This is a genomic window from Agarivorans sp. B2Z047 (genome assembly GCF_023373605.1).
Lineage (GTDB): Bacteria > Pseudomonadota > Gammaproteobacteria > Enterobacterales > Celerinatantimonadaceae > Agarivorans > Agarivorans albus.
This window is the reverse complement of the sequence record NZ_CP088080.1, coordinates 390701-404932: the sequence shown is the minus strand read 5'-3', so window position 1 is coordinate 404932 and position 14232 is coordinate 390701. Positions and strand designations below refer to the sequence as shown.

General features: G+C 45.4%; 18 protein-coding genes. 13 read left to right on the top strand and 5 right to left on the bottom strand.

The genetic code is table 11. The features are described 5' to 3' along the window. Nucleotides 1-152 precede the first annotated feature (152 nt). From argS to rraA, 8 genes are all read left to right on the top strand, one after another. The gene (gene argS, locus LQZ07_RS01920) at nt 153-1907 is read left to right on the top strand and encodes an arginine--tRNA ligase (RefSeq protein WP_152783560.1); all 1755 of its coding nucleotides are present in this window, start codon (nt 153-155) and stop codon (nt 1905-1907) included. Nucleotides 1908-1909: 2 nt separating this feature from the next. After that, nucleotides 1910-2473: an SPOR domain-containing protein gene (locus LQZ07_RS01915; RefSeq protein WP_152783562.1), complete on the top strand. Its 564-nt coding sequence runs from the start codon at nt 1910-1912 to the stop codon at nt 2471-2473. A gap of 318 nt (nt 2474-2791) precedes the next feature. After that, complete coding sequence (locus LQZ07_RS01910; RefSeq protein ID WP_016399707.1) at nt 2792-3094, top strand: PilZ domain-containing protein; 303 nt, start codon at nt 2792-2794, stop codon at nt 3092-3094. 108 nt (nt 3095-3202) lie between these two features. Next, nucleotides 3203-3871, top strand: a complete 669-nt coding sequence (locus LQZ07_RS01905; protein WP_152783564.1) for an AAA family ATPase — start codon at nt 3203-3205, stop codon at nt 3869-3871. Then, entirely contained in the window at nt 3858-4181 is a 324-nt protein-coding gene (locus LQZ07_RS01900) for a replication protein RepA (RefSeq protein WP_152783566.1), read from the top strand. Before LQZ07_RS01905 ends, LQZ07_RS01900 begins: the two co-directional genes overlap by 14 nt. Before the next feature lie 109 nt (nt 4182-4290). Beyond that, nucleotides 4291-4821 carry an ATP-dependent protease subunit HslV gene (gene hslV / locus LQZ07_RS01895; RefSeq protein WP_016399711.1) on the top strand — a complete coding sequence of 177 codons (531 nt, stop codon included), beginning with the start codon at nt 4291-4293 and terminating at the stop codon, nt 4819-4821. A gap of 19 nt (nt 4822-4840) precedes the next feature. Next, entirely contained in the window at nt 4841-6172 is a 1332-nt protein-coding gene (hslU, locus tag LQZ07_RS01890; protein ID WP_016399712.1) for an HslU--HslV peptidase ATPase subunit, read from the top strand. A 171-nt stretch (nt 6173-6343) separates the two neighbouring features. Next, nucleotides 6344-6832 (top strand): ribonuclease E activity regulator RraA, encoded by a 489-nt coding sequence (gene rraA / locus LQZ07_RS01885; protein ID WP_016399713.1) that lies wholly within the window; start codon nt 6344-6346, stop codon nt 6830-6832. Between the two features lie 16 nt (nt 6833-6848). Here rraA and LQZ07_RS01880 read toward each other — a convergent pair whose 3' ends face one another. After that, a complete protein-coding gene (locus tag LQZ07_RS01880) occupies nt 6849-7055 on the bottom strand; it encodes a cell division protein ZapB (RefSeq protein WP_016399714.1) in 207 nt (68 codons plus the stop codon). Nucleotides 7056-7247: 192 nt separating this feature from the next. Here LQZ07_RS01880 and LQZ07_RS01875 point away from each other — a divergent pair, with 192 nt between their 5' ends. Beyond that, nucleotides 7248-7466 (top strand): DUF1653 domain-containing protein, encoded by a 219-nt coding sequence (locus tag LQZ07_RS01875; RefSeq protein WP_152783568.1) that lies wholly within the window; start codon nt 7248-7250, stop codon nt 7464-7466. Between the two features lie 5 nt (nt 7467-7471). Here the strand turns inward: LQZ07_RS01875 and cysE are convergent, their stop codons facing one another. Genes cysE through LQZ07_RS01860 form a run of 3 tightly spaced genes read right to left on the bottom strand, consistent with a single transcriptional unit; the run spans nt 7472 to nt 9694 of the window. Further along, complete coding sequence (gene cysE, locus LQZ07_RS01870; protein WP_016399716.1) at nt 7472-8278, bottom strand: serine O-acetyltransferase; 807 nt, start codon at nt 8276-8278, stop codon at nt 7472-7474. A 9-nt stretch (nt 8279-8287) separates the two neighbouring features. After that, entirely contained in the window at nt 8288-9190 is a 903-nt protein-coding gene (locus tag LQZ07_RS01865) for a cation diffusion facilitator family transporter (RefSeq protein ID WP_249483469.1), read from the bottom strand. 48 nt (nt 9191-9238) lie between these two features. Further along, the gene (locus LQZ07_RS01860) at nt 9239-9694 is read right to left on the bottom strand and encodes a Spy/CpxP family protein refolding chaperone (protein ID WP_016399718.1); all 456 of its coding nucleotides are present in this window, start codon (nt 9692-9694) and stop codon (nt 9239-9241) included. A 160-nt stretch (nt 9695-9854) separates the two neighbouring features. Between LQZ07_RS01860 and LQZ07_RS01855 the strand changes: the two genes are divergently transcribed. Genes LQZ07_RS01855 through LQZ07_RS01840 form a run of 4 tightly spaced genes read left to right on the top strand, consistent with a single transcriptional unit; the run spans nt 9855 to nt 12851 of the window. Then, on the top strand, nt 9855-10541 hold the full coding sequence (locus tag LQZ07_RS01855) for a response regulator (RefSeq protein WP_249483465.1): 687 nt from the start codon (nt 9855-9857) through the stop codon (nt 10539-10541). 2 nt (nt 10542-10543) lie between these two features. After that, nucleotides 10544-11878 (top strand): ATP-binding protein, encoded by a 1335-nt coding sequence (locus LQZ07_RS01850; RefSeq protein ID WP_152783570.1) that lies wholly within the window; start codon nt 10544-10546, stop codon nt 11876-11878. A 27-nt stretch (nt 11879-11905) separates the two neighbouring features. Beyond that, nucleotides 11906-12370: a tRNA (uridine(34)/cytosine(34)/5-carboxymethylaminomethyluridine(34)-2'-O)-methyltransferase TrmL gene (trmL, locus tag LQZ07_RS01845; RefSeq protein ID WP_016399721.1), complete on the top strand. Its 465-nt coding sequence runs from the start codon at nt 11906-11908 to the stop codon at nt 12368-12370. 28 nt (nt 12371-12398) lie between these two features. Continuing rightward, the gene (locus tag LQZ07_RS01840; protein ID WP_249483462.1) at nt 12399-12851 is read left to right on the top strand and encodes a GNAT family N-acetyltransferase; all 453 of its coding nucleotides are present in this window, start codon (nt 12399-12401) and stop codon (nt 12849-12851) included. Here the strand turns inward: LQZ07_RS01840 and dinF are convergent. After that, nucleotides 12835-14172 (bottom strand): MATE family efflux transporter DinF, encoded by a 1338-nt coding sequence (dinF, locus tag LQZ07_RS01835; RefSeq protein WP_016399723.1) that lies wholly within the window; start codon nt 14170-14172, stop codon nt 12835-12837. The genes LQZ07_RS01840 and dinF overlap by 17 nt on opposite strands. Nucleotides 14173-14232 lie beyond the last annotated feature (60 nt).

The following is a 14232-nucleotide window of genomic DNA, read 5'->3' as shown; positions in this document are numbered from 1 at the left end:
TCTCGCCAAGCAGCACCTAGGATCTTCGGTGATTTCCCCTAGCTTCCAAAACTAAGGCTAATTAGCCCAGATAAGAGATAGTTTTCGTCACAAATTGTCGGTAAAATGCCCGCTTTGTACAATTTATTTACGCGAGATTGGTGCCAACCTACATGAAAGAGCTTATTCAACAACTTCTGGAACAAACGGTCACAGCCCTAAAACAACAACAGGTGCTGCCTGAAGGATTCGAACCACGTATCCAAGTAGACCGAACCAAAGATAAAGCTCACGGTGATTTAGCCACCAACCTTGCGCTAATGGCTGCTAAGCCTGCGGGCAAAAACCCACGCGAGTTGGCTCAACTCATTGTAGATAACCTACCGGCTTCAGCCTTGGTAGAGAAAACTGCAATTGCGGGACCAGGCTTCATTAACTTCTACCTAAACAACGATTGGTTAGCATCGCAAGTTGAAGCTATGGCTAGCTCGCCAACCGCTAACGTTAAGCCTGCTGACAAAGCCCAAACTATTGTGGTGGATTACTCGGCGCCAAACGTAGCCAAAGAAATGCACGTAGGCCACTTGCGCTCAACCATTATTGGCGACGCTGTTGTTCGCACCTTAGAGTTTTTAGGTCACAAAGTGGTTCGCGCTAATCACATTGGCGACTGGGGTACTCAGTTTGGCATGCTAATCGCCAACCTAGAGGAAGTAGAGGCGCGTGGCACCGATGCTGGCGATATTGAATTAGCCGACTTAGAAGTATTTTACCGCGAATCTAAAGCACGCTACGACAGCGACGAAGTATTTGCCGAACGTGCCCGTAACTATGTAGTAAAACTGCAAAGTGGCGACGAGTACTGCAACATCATGTGGCGTAAGTTAGTAGACATTACCCTTAGCCACAACCAAGCCGTTTACGACCGCTTAAATGTATCGTTAACTAAAGACGATGTGATGGGCGAAAGCATGTACAACCCCATGCTTAACGACGTAGTAGCCGATTTAAAACAACAAGGTTTAGCGGTAGAAGATAATGGCGCTACCGTGGTATTTCTTGATGAATATAAAAACAAAGACGGCGACCCAATGGGTGTAATCATCCAGAAAAAAGATGGCGGCTTCTTGTATACCACCACCGACATCGCCTGTGCTAAATACCGCTACCAAAACCTTAATGCAGACCGCGTGTTGTACTTCATTGACTCACGCCAGCACCAGCACCTAATGCAAGCTTGGAACATTGTTCGCAAAGCCGGTTACGTGCCAGAGGAAGTTCCATTAGAGCATCACGCCTTTGGTATGATGCTGGGTAAAGATGGTCGCCCATTTAAAACCCGTAGCGGCGGCACTGTTAAGTTAGTGGATTTATTAGAAGAAGCCGAGCAACGCGCGCAAACCATTGTGGCTGAAAAGTCTCGCGATTTAGATGCCGAGCAACAAGTGGTAGCCGCTAAAGCGATTGCTATGGGTGCAGTAAAATACGCCGATTTATCGAAAAACCGTACTACCGACTACATTTTTGATTGGGAAAACATGCTGGCCTTTAACGGCAATACAGCTCCTTACTTGCAATACGCTTATACCCGTATCCAATCCATTATTCGCCGCTCGGAAGTGGATGTAGCCAATTTGCAGCAAGCAATTAGCTTAGAGCAAGACGCCGAAATTGCGTTAGCACAAAAGCTTATTCAATTTAGCGATGCGGTACATAACGTGGCTAACAAAGGTATGCCACACATGATGTGTAACTACCTCTACGAGTTAGCGGGTGCCTTCATGACCTTTTACGAGGCCTGCCCAATTCTTAAAGACGACGTAGCAGCCGATACTAAATCTAGCCGCTTACGCCTAGCCTCACTTACCGCCAAAGTTCTTGACCAAGGCCTATCACTACTAGGAATTGAAACCCTGGAACGTATGTAAGCATGGCCAAGGATTACGTAGGGCGTAGTAAGCCCAAGAAGCGCGCGGCTAAACCTAGCCGCGCGGTATCTAACAATAAACGTTTCCCTTTACCGCTAGCATTAGCGGTAATTGCGGCTATTGTGGGATTTGCAGCGTTGCTCTTTAATATAAAAGGCACAGCCCCAACCCCCGCACCAGAGTTAAGCGAGATAGTAAAACCTAAAGCAGCCACACCGACTAAACCCAAAACAACGCTGCCCGAGCCACCTAAAGAACGTACTTACGTTAAAGAGCTGGAAGAGAAGAAGGTTGAAGTAGAGATTGCCGAGCAGTCCTCTAAACCAAGCAAGCCTTATCAAATGCAGTGCGCGTCTTTTCGCAGCCGCGATAAAGCCGAAGAAAGCAAAGCGCTTATCGCCTTTGCCGGCCTAGAAAGCCAAATTAGACGCACCGAAGGGAAAAATGGCGCATGGTATCGAGTGGTTTTAGGCCCTTACCCCACTAAACGCGACGCAGAACGTGCCCGACACATACTGCAGCGAGCCAAAATTAATGGCTGCCAAATTTGGCATTGGAACTTCTAAAACGCCTACCACACTAAATAAGCTGAATAATCCTAATTCAGCTTATTTTTTAATTAGTTAGAATCAAAGTAGTATTAAAGTTTTGTATTAACAATCGACCGTAAAAACAACTACTTTAGGGCACTATTTCAGCAAAAAATCCTCACCCTTTAGTGAAAAAGCTAGAAAAAAACAACGCTAAGCAATTAAAAATATTAGTTATTTGAACTAGTTCTCAACTATGTTATAAAAATGTAGCTAGGCTAGTATGTTAGGAATAACTAAAATGCGGAATATCTATAAGCTTCAATCCGCGACTCGTAATAGGAACGCGATGAAATGGAAAACACGGAACTAGAGCAGCTCGACCGTCGTCGCTCAATGCGACTGGATTTAGAGAATGAGCCAGTGCAACTAACGTGGAAAGACGGCGAAGGCGAAGATCAAAGCATTGAAGCAACCTGCATAGATATCTCTCGACGTGGCATGTTGGTAAAACATAGCAACGATCTGCAAATAGGCACCAAGCTAAAAATACAATTTTCTGCAGGGCATAGTGATACCTCAGAAATGAAAGCCAAGGTTGCACGCTGTCACCGTAAAAATTTCTCCAGCTATCATATGTTTTTGTTATTACTATAGAAAAACCACCTGCACGAGCAAAACTGGCGAACTGTCTTATACTTATTATTACTTGTAGCAATCTTAACGAGATATAAAAACAACAAGTAGCGATAACAAGGAGCAGCCATGCTAATACTAGTAGGTGGAGAAAAAGGCGGCAGTGGCAAAAGCTGCCTCGCACAAAACATTGCTGTACACCTTAAAACCAGCCTAAATGCCAACATCTTGATGGTGGACTGCGACCCACAGCGTACTACCTCTGATTGGATTCAAGCCCGTAATGAAGATGAATCGCTACCAGGCATCAACTGCATTCAGCTTTACGGCAAGATCCGCAAAGACCTATTAAGCCTAGAAGGTGGCTACGACTTTGTAATTGTTGATTGTGGCGGCCAAGATAACCTCGCCATGCGCGCCGCTATGTCGGTTGCAAAATACGTACTTATTCCATTGCGTCCAAAACGCCGTGATTTAAAAACCCTACCGCACATGGAAGACATGCTTAGCACCTGTAAAATGGTTAACCCAAAAATGGTTGCCAGTTTTGTTATCACCCAGTGCCCCGCTTTACCTAGCCAAGTACAACGGATACTTGATGCAAAAGACGTTTGCCGCTCCTTTGGTCTACACGTACTAGACTCTGTCACCTTCTCTCGCAACATTTATGACGATAGCGAAGAAAGTGGCCGCTCGGTGATTGAAATAGAACAAGATGGTAAAGCCGCGGTAGAAATAGCCGCCATTGTTGATGAGTTATTTGCGATCCAACAAGAAGACTCTCATGAGTTTAACTGATCTTAAAAAGCGCTCTAAACAAACTGTTAAACGCAACAAAGTAAGTGTTGACCAGTTTATTGAAGACGCCGATAACTATGCACAGGGTAAACCTAGCACTGCAAATAAACTAACAAGCGAGGCTAAACCTACAACAAATTTCCGCCACTGTACTTTTACTTTCGATGCACCGGCAATTAGCCACTTACAACAAGCTTCCCAGCAACATAAAGTGGCTAAATCTAAACTACTTAGGTTGCTACTAAAGCAATTCGACTCGCTCAGTCCTCAGCAGCAACAAGCCCTGTTAGAGAAGAACCAAGAGCGCTAAAACCGCGCTGTTTTTTAGATTACACCTTGAAAACGCTGCTACTCCCCCCCATTTCACAGTTATAGCCAAGCTAACGCTGCAAGTTAGCTCAACAAACTGAGGAAATAACGTGACTACTATCGTCTCCGTACGCCGCAACGGCAAAGTGATCATTGCTGGCGATGGCCAAGTCTCCCTTGGCAACACCGTAATGAAAGGCAACGCTAAAAAAGTGCGCCGCCTATATCACGGAAAAGTACTCGCTGGATTTGCAGGTGGTACTGCAGATGCCTTCACCCTATTTGAGCGTTTTGAAGCTAAGCTAGAAATGCACCAAGGCCACTTAACAAAAGCAGCAGTAGAGCTTGCCAAAGACTGGCGAACCGACCGAATGCTGCGCAAGCTAGAAGCGTTGCTTGCAGTAGCCGACAGCGAAGCGTCGCTAATTATCACCGGCAACGGTGACGTAGTGCAGCCAGAACATGACCTGATTGCTATTGGCTCTGGCGGGCCATTTGCCCAGTCTGCTGCATTAGCATTACTTGAAAATACCGAGCTAGGCGCACGCGAAATTGCTGAGAAAAGCCTTACCATCGCCGGAAACATCTGTGTGTTTACCAACCTAAACCACACTATTGAAGAATTAGACGCCAAAGCCTAAGGCTTTGCAGGAAGAAATTATGTCGGAAATGACCCCAAGAGAAATTGTCTCAGAATTAGACAACCACATTATTGGCCAAAGCGACGCTAAGCGTGCGGTAGCTATTGCTCTGCGTAACCGCTGGCGTCGTATGCAGCTTGATAACGAGTTGCGCCAAGAAGTGACCCCAAAAAACATCTTAATGATTGGCCCAACGGGTGTAGGTAAAACCGAGATTGCTCGTCGTTTAGCCAAACTAGCCAACGCGCCGTTTATTAAGGTAGAAGCGACCAAGTTCACCGAAGTGGGCTATGTGGGTAAAGAAGTTGAAACCATTATTCGCGATTTAGCTGATGTTGCATTTAAAATTACCCGCGAACAAGAAACCGAAAAATTCCGTTTTCGCGCCGAAGATCAAGCCGAAGATCGCATACTAGATGCCTTACTTCCGCCTGCTAAAGACACTTTTGGTCACGAAGAAGACACCAAAGAAAACTCGACTCGCCAGACGTTTCGTAAAAAGCTACGTGAAGGCCAGCTCGATGACAAAGAAATCGAAATCGATGTGGCTCAACCACAAGTTGGTGTAGAGATCATGGCGCCTCCTGGTATGGAAGAAATGACCAACCAGTTGCAAGGCATGTTCCAAAACCTTTCGGGCAACAAAGACAGCAAAAAGCGCAAACTCAAGATCAAAGAAGCCTTTAAGCTTTTGGTTGAAGAAGAAGCAGCCAAAATGGTTAACCCAGAAGAGCTTAAAGAAAAAGCCCTGCATGCGGTAGAAAACAACGGCATCGTGTTTCTAGATGAAATTGATAAGATTTGTAAACGCGCCGATACCTCAGGCCCAGATGTAAGCCGCGAAGGTGTGCAACGAGACCTATTACCTTTGGTAGAAGGTTCAACGGTAAGTACCAAACACGGCATGGTGAAAACCGACCACATTTTGTTTATTGCCTCTGGTGCTTTCCAAGTGGCTAAACCTTCAGATCTAATCCCTGAACTACAAGGCCGTTTGCCGATTCGCGTAAACCTTAGCGCTTTAAGTGCGGAAGATTTTGTCCGAATTCTTACCGAGCCAAATGCCTCTTTAACCGAGCAGTACAAAGCCTTAATGGCCACCGAAGGTTTAGACATCGAGTTTACCGAAGACGGTATTCGTCGCATCGCTAATGCGGCATGGCAAGTAAACGAGCGTACCGAAAACATTGGTGCTCGCCGCTTGCACACGGTAATGGAAAAGCTGATGGAAGAGCTAAGCTTTGTTGCCTCAGACAATGCAGGCCAAACCATCGTGATTGATGCCGATTACGTGACTAAGTACCTAGATGACTTAGTAGCAGATGAAGACTTAAGTCGCTTTATTTTGTAAGCATCGCGTTAAGTCTTTTATCAAGCCGCCAGATTGGCGGCTTTTTTGCACCTGCCATTTACATCAACGCTCATTAAGTCCTAAGTAAAAGACTTGATATTTCTTAATTGAAAACGGCAACTTAGGGTTTATACTGGTAGCGATTATTCGGGCCAATTTAGGATCCAGACCATGGAATATAATACCTCTGAACTTTGTGACCTTTATGCAGATACGGTTGACGTTGTTGAACCGATGTTTGCCAGCTATGGTGGCAGAAACGCTTTTGGGGGCGAAATTACCACCATTAAGTGCTTTGAAAATGCCGGCTTAATTGCTCAGGTAGTTCAAGAGTCTGGAACTGGCCGAGTATTGTTGATTGATGGCGGAGGTTCGCTACGTCGCGCCTTGGTAGATGAAAGCATCGCCGAAACGGCCGCCGACAATGAATGGGACGGTATTATTGTTTACGGTTGCGTGCGTGATGTAGATGCGCTGGAAGACTTAGACATAGGCATTCAAGCCCTAGCCTCTATTCCTGTAGGCGCTGATGCAGAAGATGAAACCGGCGATGTGAACATTCCGGTTAACTTTGGTGGCGTGACCTTCCTTCCAGAAGATCACATTTATGCAGATACCACCGGGGTAATTTTATCGCCAGAGCCGCTAGATATAGAATAAGCGCTCAAGCAACTCATTATTCGGCGTGAACGTCTTCAATACGGCCTAGTAAGGCTTTAAGACGTTCTTGCCAAGCTTGTTGCTCCTGCACTAAACGGCCGTTCTCGTCGTTTAACTTGCTGTTTTGCTCTTTAAGCTCGTCAATTTCCATGCGTAATAGTTCGATGCTATCAACTGCAACCTGAACTTTTGCTTCTAATTTTTCTAATACATCAAAAGACATTAATATTTCTCCCGTTAATTCCGTCTCAAAGCCAACTCAGCTTATTTTCGTTGAGTCAGTCATCATGGATATATGAACGCTAGTTAGTGTTCACCTACTGATGGTGACTGCTTTTAAAGCAGCATACTCTTGTCATCTATAGCCAACAAGGGTAGAAATGTATTTCCCTAACTAGTTGTTGAATAAATAATCATGAATTTACAAAAAGGCCGTTATCGTCACTACAAAGGCCCAGAATACCAAGTTATTGATACTGCAATACACTCAGAAACAGAAGAAGAATTGGTGCTTTACAAGCCTTTATATGGTGAAGGGAAACTATGGGTGAGACCCTACGATATGTTTTTTGAAAACGTGGAGTTTGAAGGTAAGCAAGTGCCTCGATTTTCATTAATCGAAGCACAAGAGTAGCCAGGTTAAATATTTTGCCCCATATCAATGGCTGGCATGTCGCAGCTAGGCGTGCCAACCACTTTTGCCGGTACACCAGCCACTGTAGTATGAGCTGGAACCGACTCTAATACTACGCTACCCGCACCTACTTTAGCGCCGCGGCCAACTTCAATGTTACCAAGGATTTTAGCTCCGGCCCCGATCAATACACCACGACGAATTTTGGGGTGGCGGTCACCACGATCTTTACCGGTACCACCTAAAGTTACCGACTGCAAAATTGAAACTTCGTCTTCAATAACCGCGGTTTCACCTACGACAATACCGGTGGCATGATCGAGCATGATGCCTTTACCAATGGTTGCAGCTGGGTGAATATCTACCGCAAATACCGCTGAGATTTGGTTTTGCATATAACGGGCTAAGGCTAATCTGCCCTTGTGCCAAAGCCAATTTGCCACTCGATGGCCTTGCAAGGCATGAAAGCCTTTTAGGTAAAGTAAGGGAATGGCGTAGTATTTAACTGCCGGATCTCGGTCTTTTACCGCAACAATATCTGCGGCTACTGCTTCTAAAATACCAGGATCGGCCAGCAAAGCTTCTTCAATAAACTCTCGCAGTAAAATCGCTTGAACCGTTGAGCTGTCAAGCTTACTCGCAAGCTGGAAACTTAATGCAGAAGACAAGCTATGATGATTAAGAATGGTGGAGTAAAAGAAACTCGATAGCATTGGCTCGTCTGCCGCCATGCGGGTTGCTTCATCACGGATTTGTAACCATACCGTCTCAGCTAGAGTTTGTTTGATTTGATAATCCTTTACCTTTGCCACTACTTCACCTTACTCAAGATCTAATTTCTTTTCTTGCGGAACCACCGATTGAGGGTCTTGGTGGATCAATACATCTGCTTCCGGCCACTCGGCCATAAAAGCAGCTTCAACCTCATCGGCAATTCTATGCGCCTCATACAGGCTAAGCTTATCATCAAGCTCTAAATGAAGTTGTATAAATTTTGTATGCCCGGATTGGCGAGTACGAATATCATGAGCACCTAGTACTCCTTCAACCGCTAAAGCAGAGCTAAACACTTGTTTTTGAAAGGCCTCTGGAAGCTGCCTATCCAATAGATTTTGTACAGACTCTTTACCAATGCCAAAAGCGCCGTAACAAATATAAATGGCAATAAGCACAGCGAACAAGCCATCAGCCCAATACCAACCATAAAAGCTAAGTACTAAAGCCACCAGCACAGCAATGTTCATGTATATGTCCATGGCGTAGTGCATCGAATCAGCTTTAATTACCGCGTTATTGGTTTTAGCGATAACGTAGCGCTGGAACATGACTAAGGCAAAAGTAATAACAGTAGAAATAACCATTACCGTAATACCTACGGTGCTGTGTTCAATGGCTTTGGGGTGTAGCAATTCGCTCACGCCGCCAAACATCAGCATTAAGGCAGAACCGGTAATAAAGGCCGCTTGCGCAAGACCAGCTAAATGCTCTGCCTTACCATGGCCAAAACTGTGTTCTTTGTCGGGGGGCTGCAGGGCATAGCGCACTGCTAGAAGGTTCACTAACGACATGGCAATGTCCATTAGTGAATCAATTAAAGAAGCAAGAATACTTACCGCGCCAGTATATAAAAATGCGGCGCTTTTAATAACAAGCAAGGTCACCGCTACACAAGTTGCAACCCATGTAGCTAAGGTGACCAAGCGCTGATAACGTTGCTTATCCACTTTACAAATTCTTTGGAAGATTTTGTAAAGTATAACGTTTAGTGCATGTTAAAGTTGAGCTTTTTTATCGCCCTTCTGCATACGCTTTTGCTGTTTTTCCATCTTTTTAGCGCTTAACTCTTGGTATTTCTGCTGTTGCTCAGGGGTTAATACTTGATAAATTTCTTGTTGTGCTTGCAGCATATTCATCATGCGAGTTTGATGATTAGCTTGCTGCACATCAATAAACGCTTGAGCGGCACCTTCGTCAAAACTAGCTGCGGTGATAATTTCCATACGCTGTTGATACATCGCTTGACGCTGTTCCGCATTGGCTTGAGGTTTATGCTGCTGCATAATCTCTTTTACTTGGGCCTTTTGCTCATCAGTTAAATCTAACTGCTTCATCATCTTCATGGCTGGATGGCCGCCACGTTGCTTACCTTCACCATTAGATTTAGCAGCAAAGGCTACAGGGGCAACAACAAGTGCGCCAACAAGGGTAGTAACTAGTAACTTTTTCATTTTCTTTCCTCGGGTCTATTCGGTCATTTGTAGTCTACAAAAGCCAATGCAAACTAACCGCAGCAAAGTGTAAAGCTATGTAAAAGGCGAACATTAAGCACGGCAAAGCGCTGTGAGTTTTGTACAATTTGCTTATTAATGTTGAATAGAGAATCGCCCAGTGGATTTACTACTTATAGATGACGACAAAGAACTGACCGAGTTACTCGGCGAACTCTTAGAACTAGAGGGATTTAGTTGTGAGGTATGCAACGACGGTTTAAGCGGCCTAGCCAAGCTAGCAGAAAAGCGCTACGACTTAGTACTGCTTGATGTAATGATGCCGGGTAAAAACGGCTTCGAAGTATTAAAAGAATTACGTAAAGACAACCAACAACCGGTATTAATGCTTACTGCCAAAGGTGATGAGATAGACCGAGTACTGGGTTTAGAGTTAGGCGCCGACGACTACTTAGCCAAACCCTTCAGCGAGCGAGAATTGCTAGCGCGCATAAGAGCGATTTTACGTCGCACTCAAAACAGTCCGCCAGCCGATCCCAAACAAGACCTAATTTGCCACCAAGATCTGACCCTCTCGGTTGCTAAACAGCAAGTACACTGTGATGAGCAAGAGTTAAAGCTCACCAGTACCGAGCTGTTATTGCTACAACACTTGCTAGAGCAGCCAGGCAAGCTATTGGAAAAAGATAGCCTAAATCAAAAAGTATTGGGTAAACGCCTACAAGCGTTTGATCGCAGCTTGGATATGCACATTAGTAATTTACGTAAAAAGATCCCTGCTCGCAAAGACCAACTGCCGCGTATCAAAACGGTGAGAGGCAAAGGTTACATGTGGTTAGAGTGGTAATAATGAAGCGCTTAATCAACAATCTGTTTGTAAAAATCTTCATCTCATTCTGGATGATTTTGCTGGTTACGGCCTTTGTGTCGATTAACCTGTCCAGAATGCTTAGCGAAGACAACTTCAAAGCGCCTAAATGGGCGGTAAAAAACTTACATGAATTTGCCCTACGTATAGAGCGTAACCCTGAACGCATGTTAAGCCCGCGTTTAGAGCCCCACCTTAAATCACGTTTTGGTAAACCCTTTATCGTTAATAGCGAAGGCGAAGTGGTAAACCGTGAAAACATCAGCCGGGGCATGAGACGCTTTTTAGTTAACCACGACAATATTGAAGACCCTCGAATCATGCTCGATAAAAAGCATATTTTGATTGGTCCGCAAGCGCTTACCATCGATAACCAGCGTTACCTACTCTATGTAGAGCGCCGAAGTAACCCGGAACAGCTGCACGCTATCCGTAACTTTGGTGTATCTCCATGGTTTTTGTCGCTAGTAGCCGTAGGTTTAAGTTTAGCGCTTTGTTTCTTACTTACTCGCCACATCGTAAGGCCGCTTAAAAAGCTGCAATCTGCCGCGAATAAGGTGTCTCTCGGATATTTAGATACACCATTACCGGAGATCAATCGTGGTGATGAAATTGGTCAACTGTCTGATAGCTTGCAGAGAATGGTGGACACCCTTAATCAAGCCATTAGCAACCAACAACGCCTACTTAGCGATATATCTCACGAGCTGCGCTCGCCGCTTACTCGCTTAAACATGGCACTCGCGCTACATAAAAAACGCCAGCAAGTAACTCCCGAAGTGGAGCGAATAGAGCGAGAATCGCAACGCCTAGCCGAGATGATTGACGCCTTGTTGTCTTTATCGCGCATGCAAGTTAATGCTAAACAACAAAAAATGACCTTGCAGGAACTCATTGAAGACTTGGTTAGCGATTGTGAGTTCGAAGCAGAACAGTTAAACAAACAGTTTAGTGCCAACTACCCGCAGCAACTGAGTGTGATTTGTTACCCAGAGCTACTCGCATCGGCACTTGAGAACGTTTGTCGCAACGCTCTTAAGTACGCAGACTACAAGGTTAAACTAAGCGCGAGTGTGCAAGACAACCTGCTCACCTTGATTGTGCGAGATGATGGCCCAGGCCTTCCGGATGACGAATTAAACAGCATTTTCCGACCATTTTATCGTAGCGGTGAAGCACGAGACCGTGACAGTGGCGGAGTAGGATTAGGCTTGGCGATTGCCGAATCTGCGATTCGCCAACACGGTGGTAGCATTAGTGCCAGCAATCATTCGCGTAAAGGGCTAGAAGTTAGCCTACGCTTGCCACTACAATAGCGCTTTTCGCAGCCACTTGGATTAATCATGATTAACATTGTGCTTTATCAACCAGAAATACCGCAAAACACCGGCGCAATTATCCGTTTAGCGGCGAACAGCGGTTGTAACCTACATCTTATCGAGCCTTTAGGTTTCGCCTGGGATGATAAAAAAGTTAAACGTGCCGGCTTGGATTACCACGAGTTTGCAGAGGTAAAACGCCACCCCGACTACCAAGCCTTCTTAAGCAGCGAGCAGCCTAAGCGCTTGCTTGCTTGTACCACCAAAGGCAGCGGTTTTCATAGTGACTTTGCTTTTGAAGCGGGTGATTATCTAATGTTTGGCCCTGAAACACGCGGCCTACCTGATGAAGTGCTAAATGAGATAGATGGTCAATTTAGGCTGCGTATTCCAATGTTGGCCGATAGCCGCAGCATGAACTTATCTAATGCTGTATCGGTATTTGTTTACGAAGCTTGGCGCCAACTAGGCTATGTAGACGGTGTATAACTAAGCTAATACTAAAGGTGTTCAGGCCGTGCAAATACGTGATTACCAACACAGCGATCTGAACACCATTATTAACATTTACAACCTTTCTAAACTCGACGAGTTACGCTTTGAGCAAAATACAATTAGTCTTCTGCCATTAACTCAAGATCAGCAACGTTTCGCCTCTCTTAAACAATCAACTATTTTTGTCTATGAAACCGATAAGGTAGTGGCTTATGGCGCGCACCAAGGCTCGGTGATAAGCGCTTTGTTTGTCCACCCCGACGCTCGAGGTAAAGGGTTTGGCAAACAGCTGCTAGAGCACCTATTAAACAATATCAACGACACTACCTGCTTATATGTTGCCAAAAGCAATTGGCCTGCCAAAGCGCTCTACCAAGATTATGGTTTTATTGTCAGCGATACCTTTCAAACCAGCTACAATGGCGTTGCGGTAATAGCCAACGAAATGCTTCGCTCAGTTAAGCCTCATGCTTAAACCAGCGCTGGCTCTTTAGAGCCTGGTAATAAACCCACCCCAAGCTCATTCCTCTAATCGCCATAAAACCACACATCGCCAACCATAGAGCGTGGTTCCCCCAACTTTGAGTAAACCACCAAAGCGGAAAGAACCCGGCGAAACTAGCCAACAACATCGAGTTGCGCATAATGCGCCCCTCAGAAGTAGCAATGAAAACTCCATCTAAGATAAAGCACCATACCGAGACTAACGGCAGCAAAATCATCCAATTAAGGTAGCTAGCCGCAGTGCTGCGGATTTCAGGTATATCGGTAAGCAACGCAACCAGTTGCTCACCCAGTACTCCAAAAACCAAACTAAAGCCAATGCCCGCCACTAAGGCTAACTGCAAACACTGTTTAATCGTTACCACAAACAAAGCGCGGTCATTTTTGCCTTTGGCTTTACCCGCTAAGGCTTCTACGGCGTAAGCTAAACCATCTAAAGCAAAAGAAACAAACATCAAGAAGTTAAGTAATACTGCGTTGGCCGCAACAATGTGGTCACCCAAACGCGAGCCTTGAAAAGTGATGAAAGCAAAACAAGCTTGCAAGGCAAGTGAGCGCAAAAATATGTCTCGGTTTAGCGAGAATAATCCCGCCAAATGCTGGCGATTAAAATCGGCCCAACAAACCTTTAACGACGGTAAGGCATTAAATCGCGTTAAAAACTGCTGGCGGCACAACGCCAAGCCAACTGCCAATGAAAAATAGTCGGCAATCACACTGGCTAAAGCAGCACCCTGCACTTTCCAATCTAGTCCCACCACAAACAGCACATCCAAGGCAATGTTAGTGGTATTGGCTACAATCAGCAGTAACATGGGGGCTCGAGCGTTCTGCATGCCCAATAACCACCCCAACAGCACTAAGTTAAGCAGTGCCGCTGGTGCGCCCCAAATACGGGTAGAGAAATACTGCGCCGCATAAAACTGAACCTGCTCACTACCGCCGGCTAAAGCCAAACCAAGTTGCAATATTGGTTGGCTAAGTAGCAGTAAGGCCAATCCAATAAGCACAGCAATGCAGGCAGAGTTAAAGCCTATTCGCTGTAACGCTAGCTGGTCATTTGCACCAAAAGCTTGCGCACTTAAGCCTGTGGTCGACATGCGCAAAAAGCCACATAACCAATACACCAGGCTAATCATCATTGAGCCTAAGGCTACCCCACCAAGATAATACGCATGATCTAAATGGCCAATAACAGCCGTGTCCACCAGCCCTAATAAAGGAATGGTGATGTTAGATAAAATCATTGGCACGGCAATGGCCGCAATGGCGGAAAAACGCGAAACAGACATGAAAGGGAAACTAAGCAGGCTATAGCGAGAGTGTAAGAGTTAGTTACACTCTCGGCAAGC

Bases quoted from the DNA above. Each gene is read 5' to 3' on its own strand.
- LQZ07_RS01905 (WP_152783564.1), top strand. From the start codon at position 3,203: ATGCTAATACTAGTAGGTGGAGAAAAAGGCGGCAGTGGCAAAAGCTGC.
- LQZ07_RS01915 (WP_152783562.1), top strand. From the start codon at position 1,910: ATGGCCAAGGATTACGTAGGGCGTAGTAAGCCCAAGAAGCGCGCGGCT.
- LQZ07_RS01880 (WP_016399714.1), bottom strand. From the start codon at position 7,055: ATGTCTTTTGATGTATTAGAAAAATTAGAAGCAAAAGTTCAGGTTGCA.
- hslU (WP_016399712.1), top strand. From the start codon at position 4,841: ATGTCGGAAATGACCCCAAGAGAAATTGTCTCAGAATTAGACAACCAC.
- LQZ07_RS01850 (WP_152783570.1), top strand. From the start codon at position 10,544: ATGAAGCGCTTAATCAACAATCTGTTTGTAAAAATCTTCATCTCATTC.
- rraA (WP_016399713.1), top strand. From the start codon at position 6,344: ATGGAATATAATACCTCTGAACTTTGTGACCTTTATGCAGATACGGTT.
- argS (WP_152783560.1), top strand. From the start codon at position 153: ATGAAAGAGCTTATTCAACAACTTCTGGAACAAACGGTCACAGCCCTA.
- LQZ07_RS01860 (WP_016399718.1), bottom strand. From the start codon at position 9,694: ATGAAAAAGTTACTAGTTACTACCCTTGTTGGCGCACTTGTTGTTGCC.
- LQZ07_RS01910 (WP_016399707.1), top strand. From the start codon at position 2,792: ATGGAAAACACGGAACTAGAGCAGCTCGACCGTCGTCGCTCAATGCGA.
- LQZ07_RS01875 (WP_152783568.1), top strand. From the start codon at position 7,248: ATGAATTTACAAAAAGGCCGTTATCGTCACTACAAAGGCCCAGAATAC.
- trmL (WP_016399721.1), top strand. From the start codon at position 11,906: ATGATTAACATTGTGCTTTATCAACCAGAAATACCGCAAAACACCGGC.
- LQZ07_RS01900 (WP_152783566.1), top strand. From the start codon at position 3,858: ATGAGTTTAACTGATCTTAAAAAGCGCTCTAAACAAACTGTTAAACGC.
- dinF (WP_016399723.1), bottom strand. From the start codon at position 14,172: ATGTCTGTTTCGCGTTTTTCCGCCATTGCGGCCATTGCCGTGCCAATG.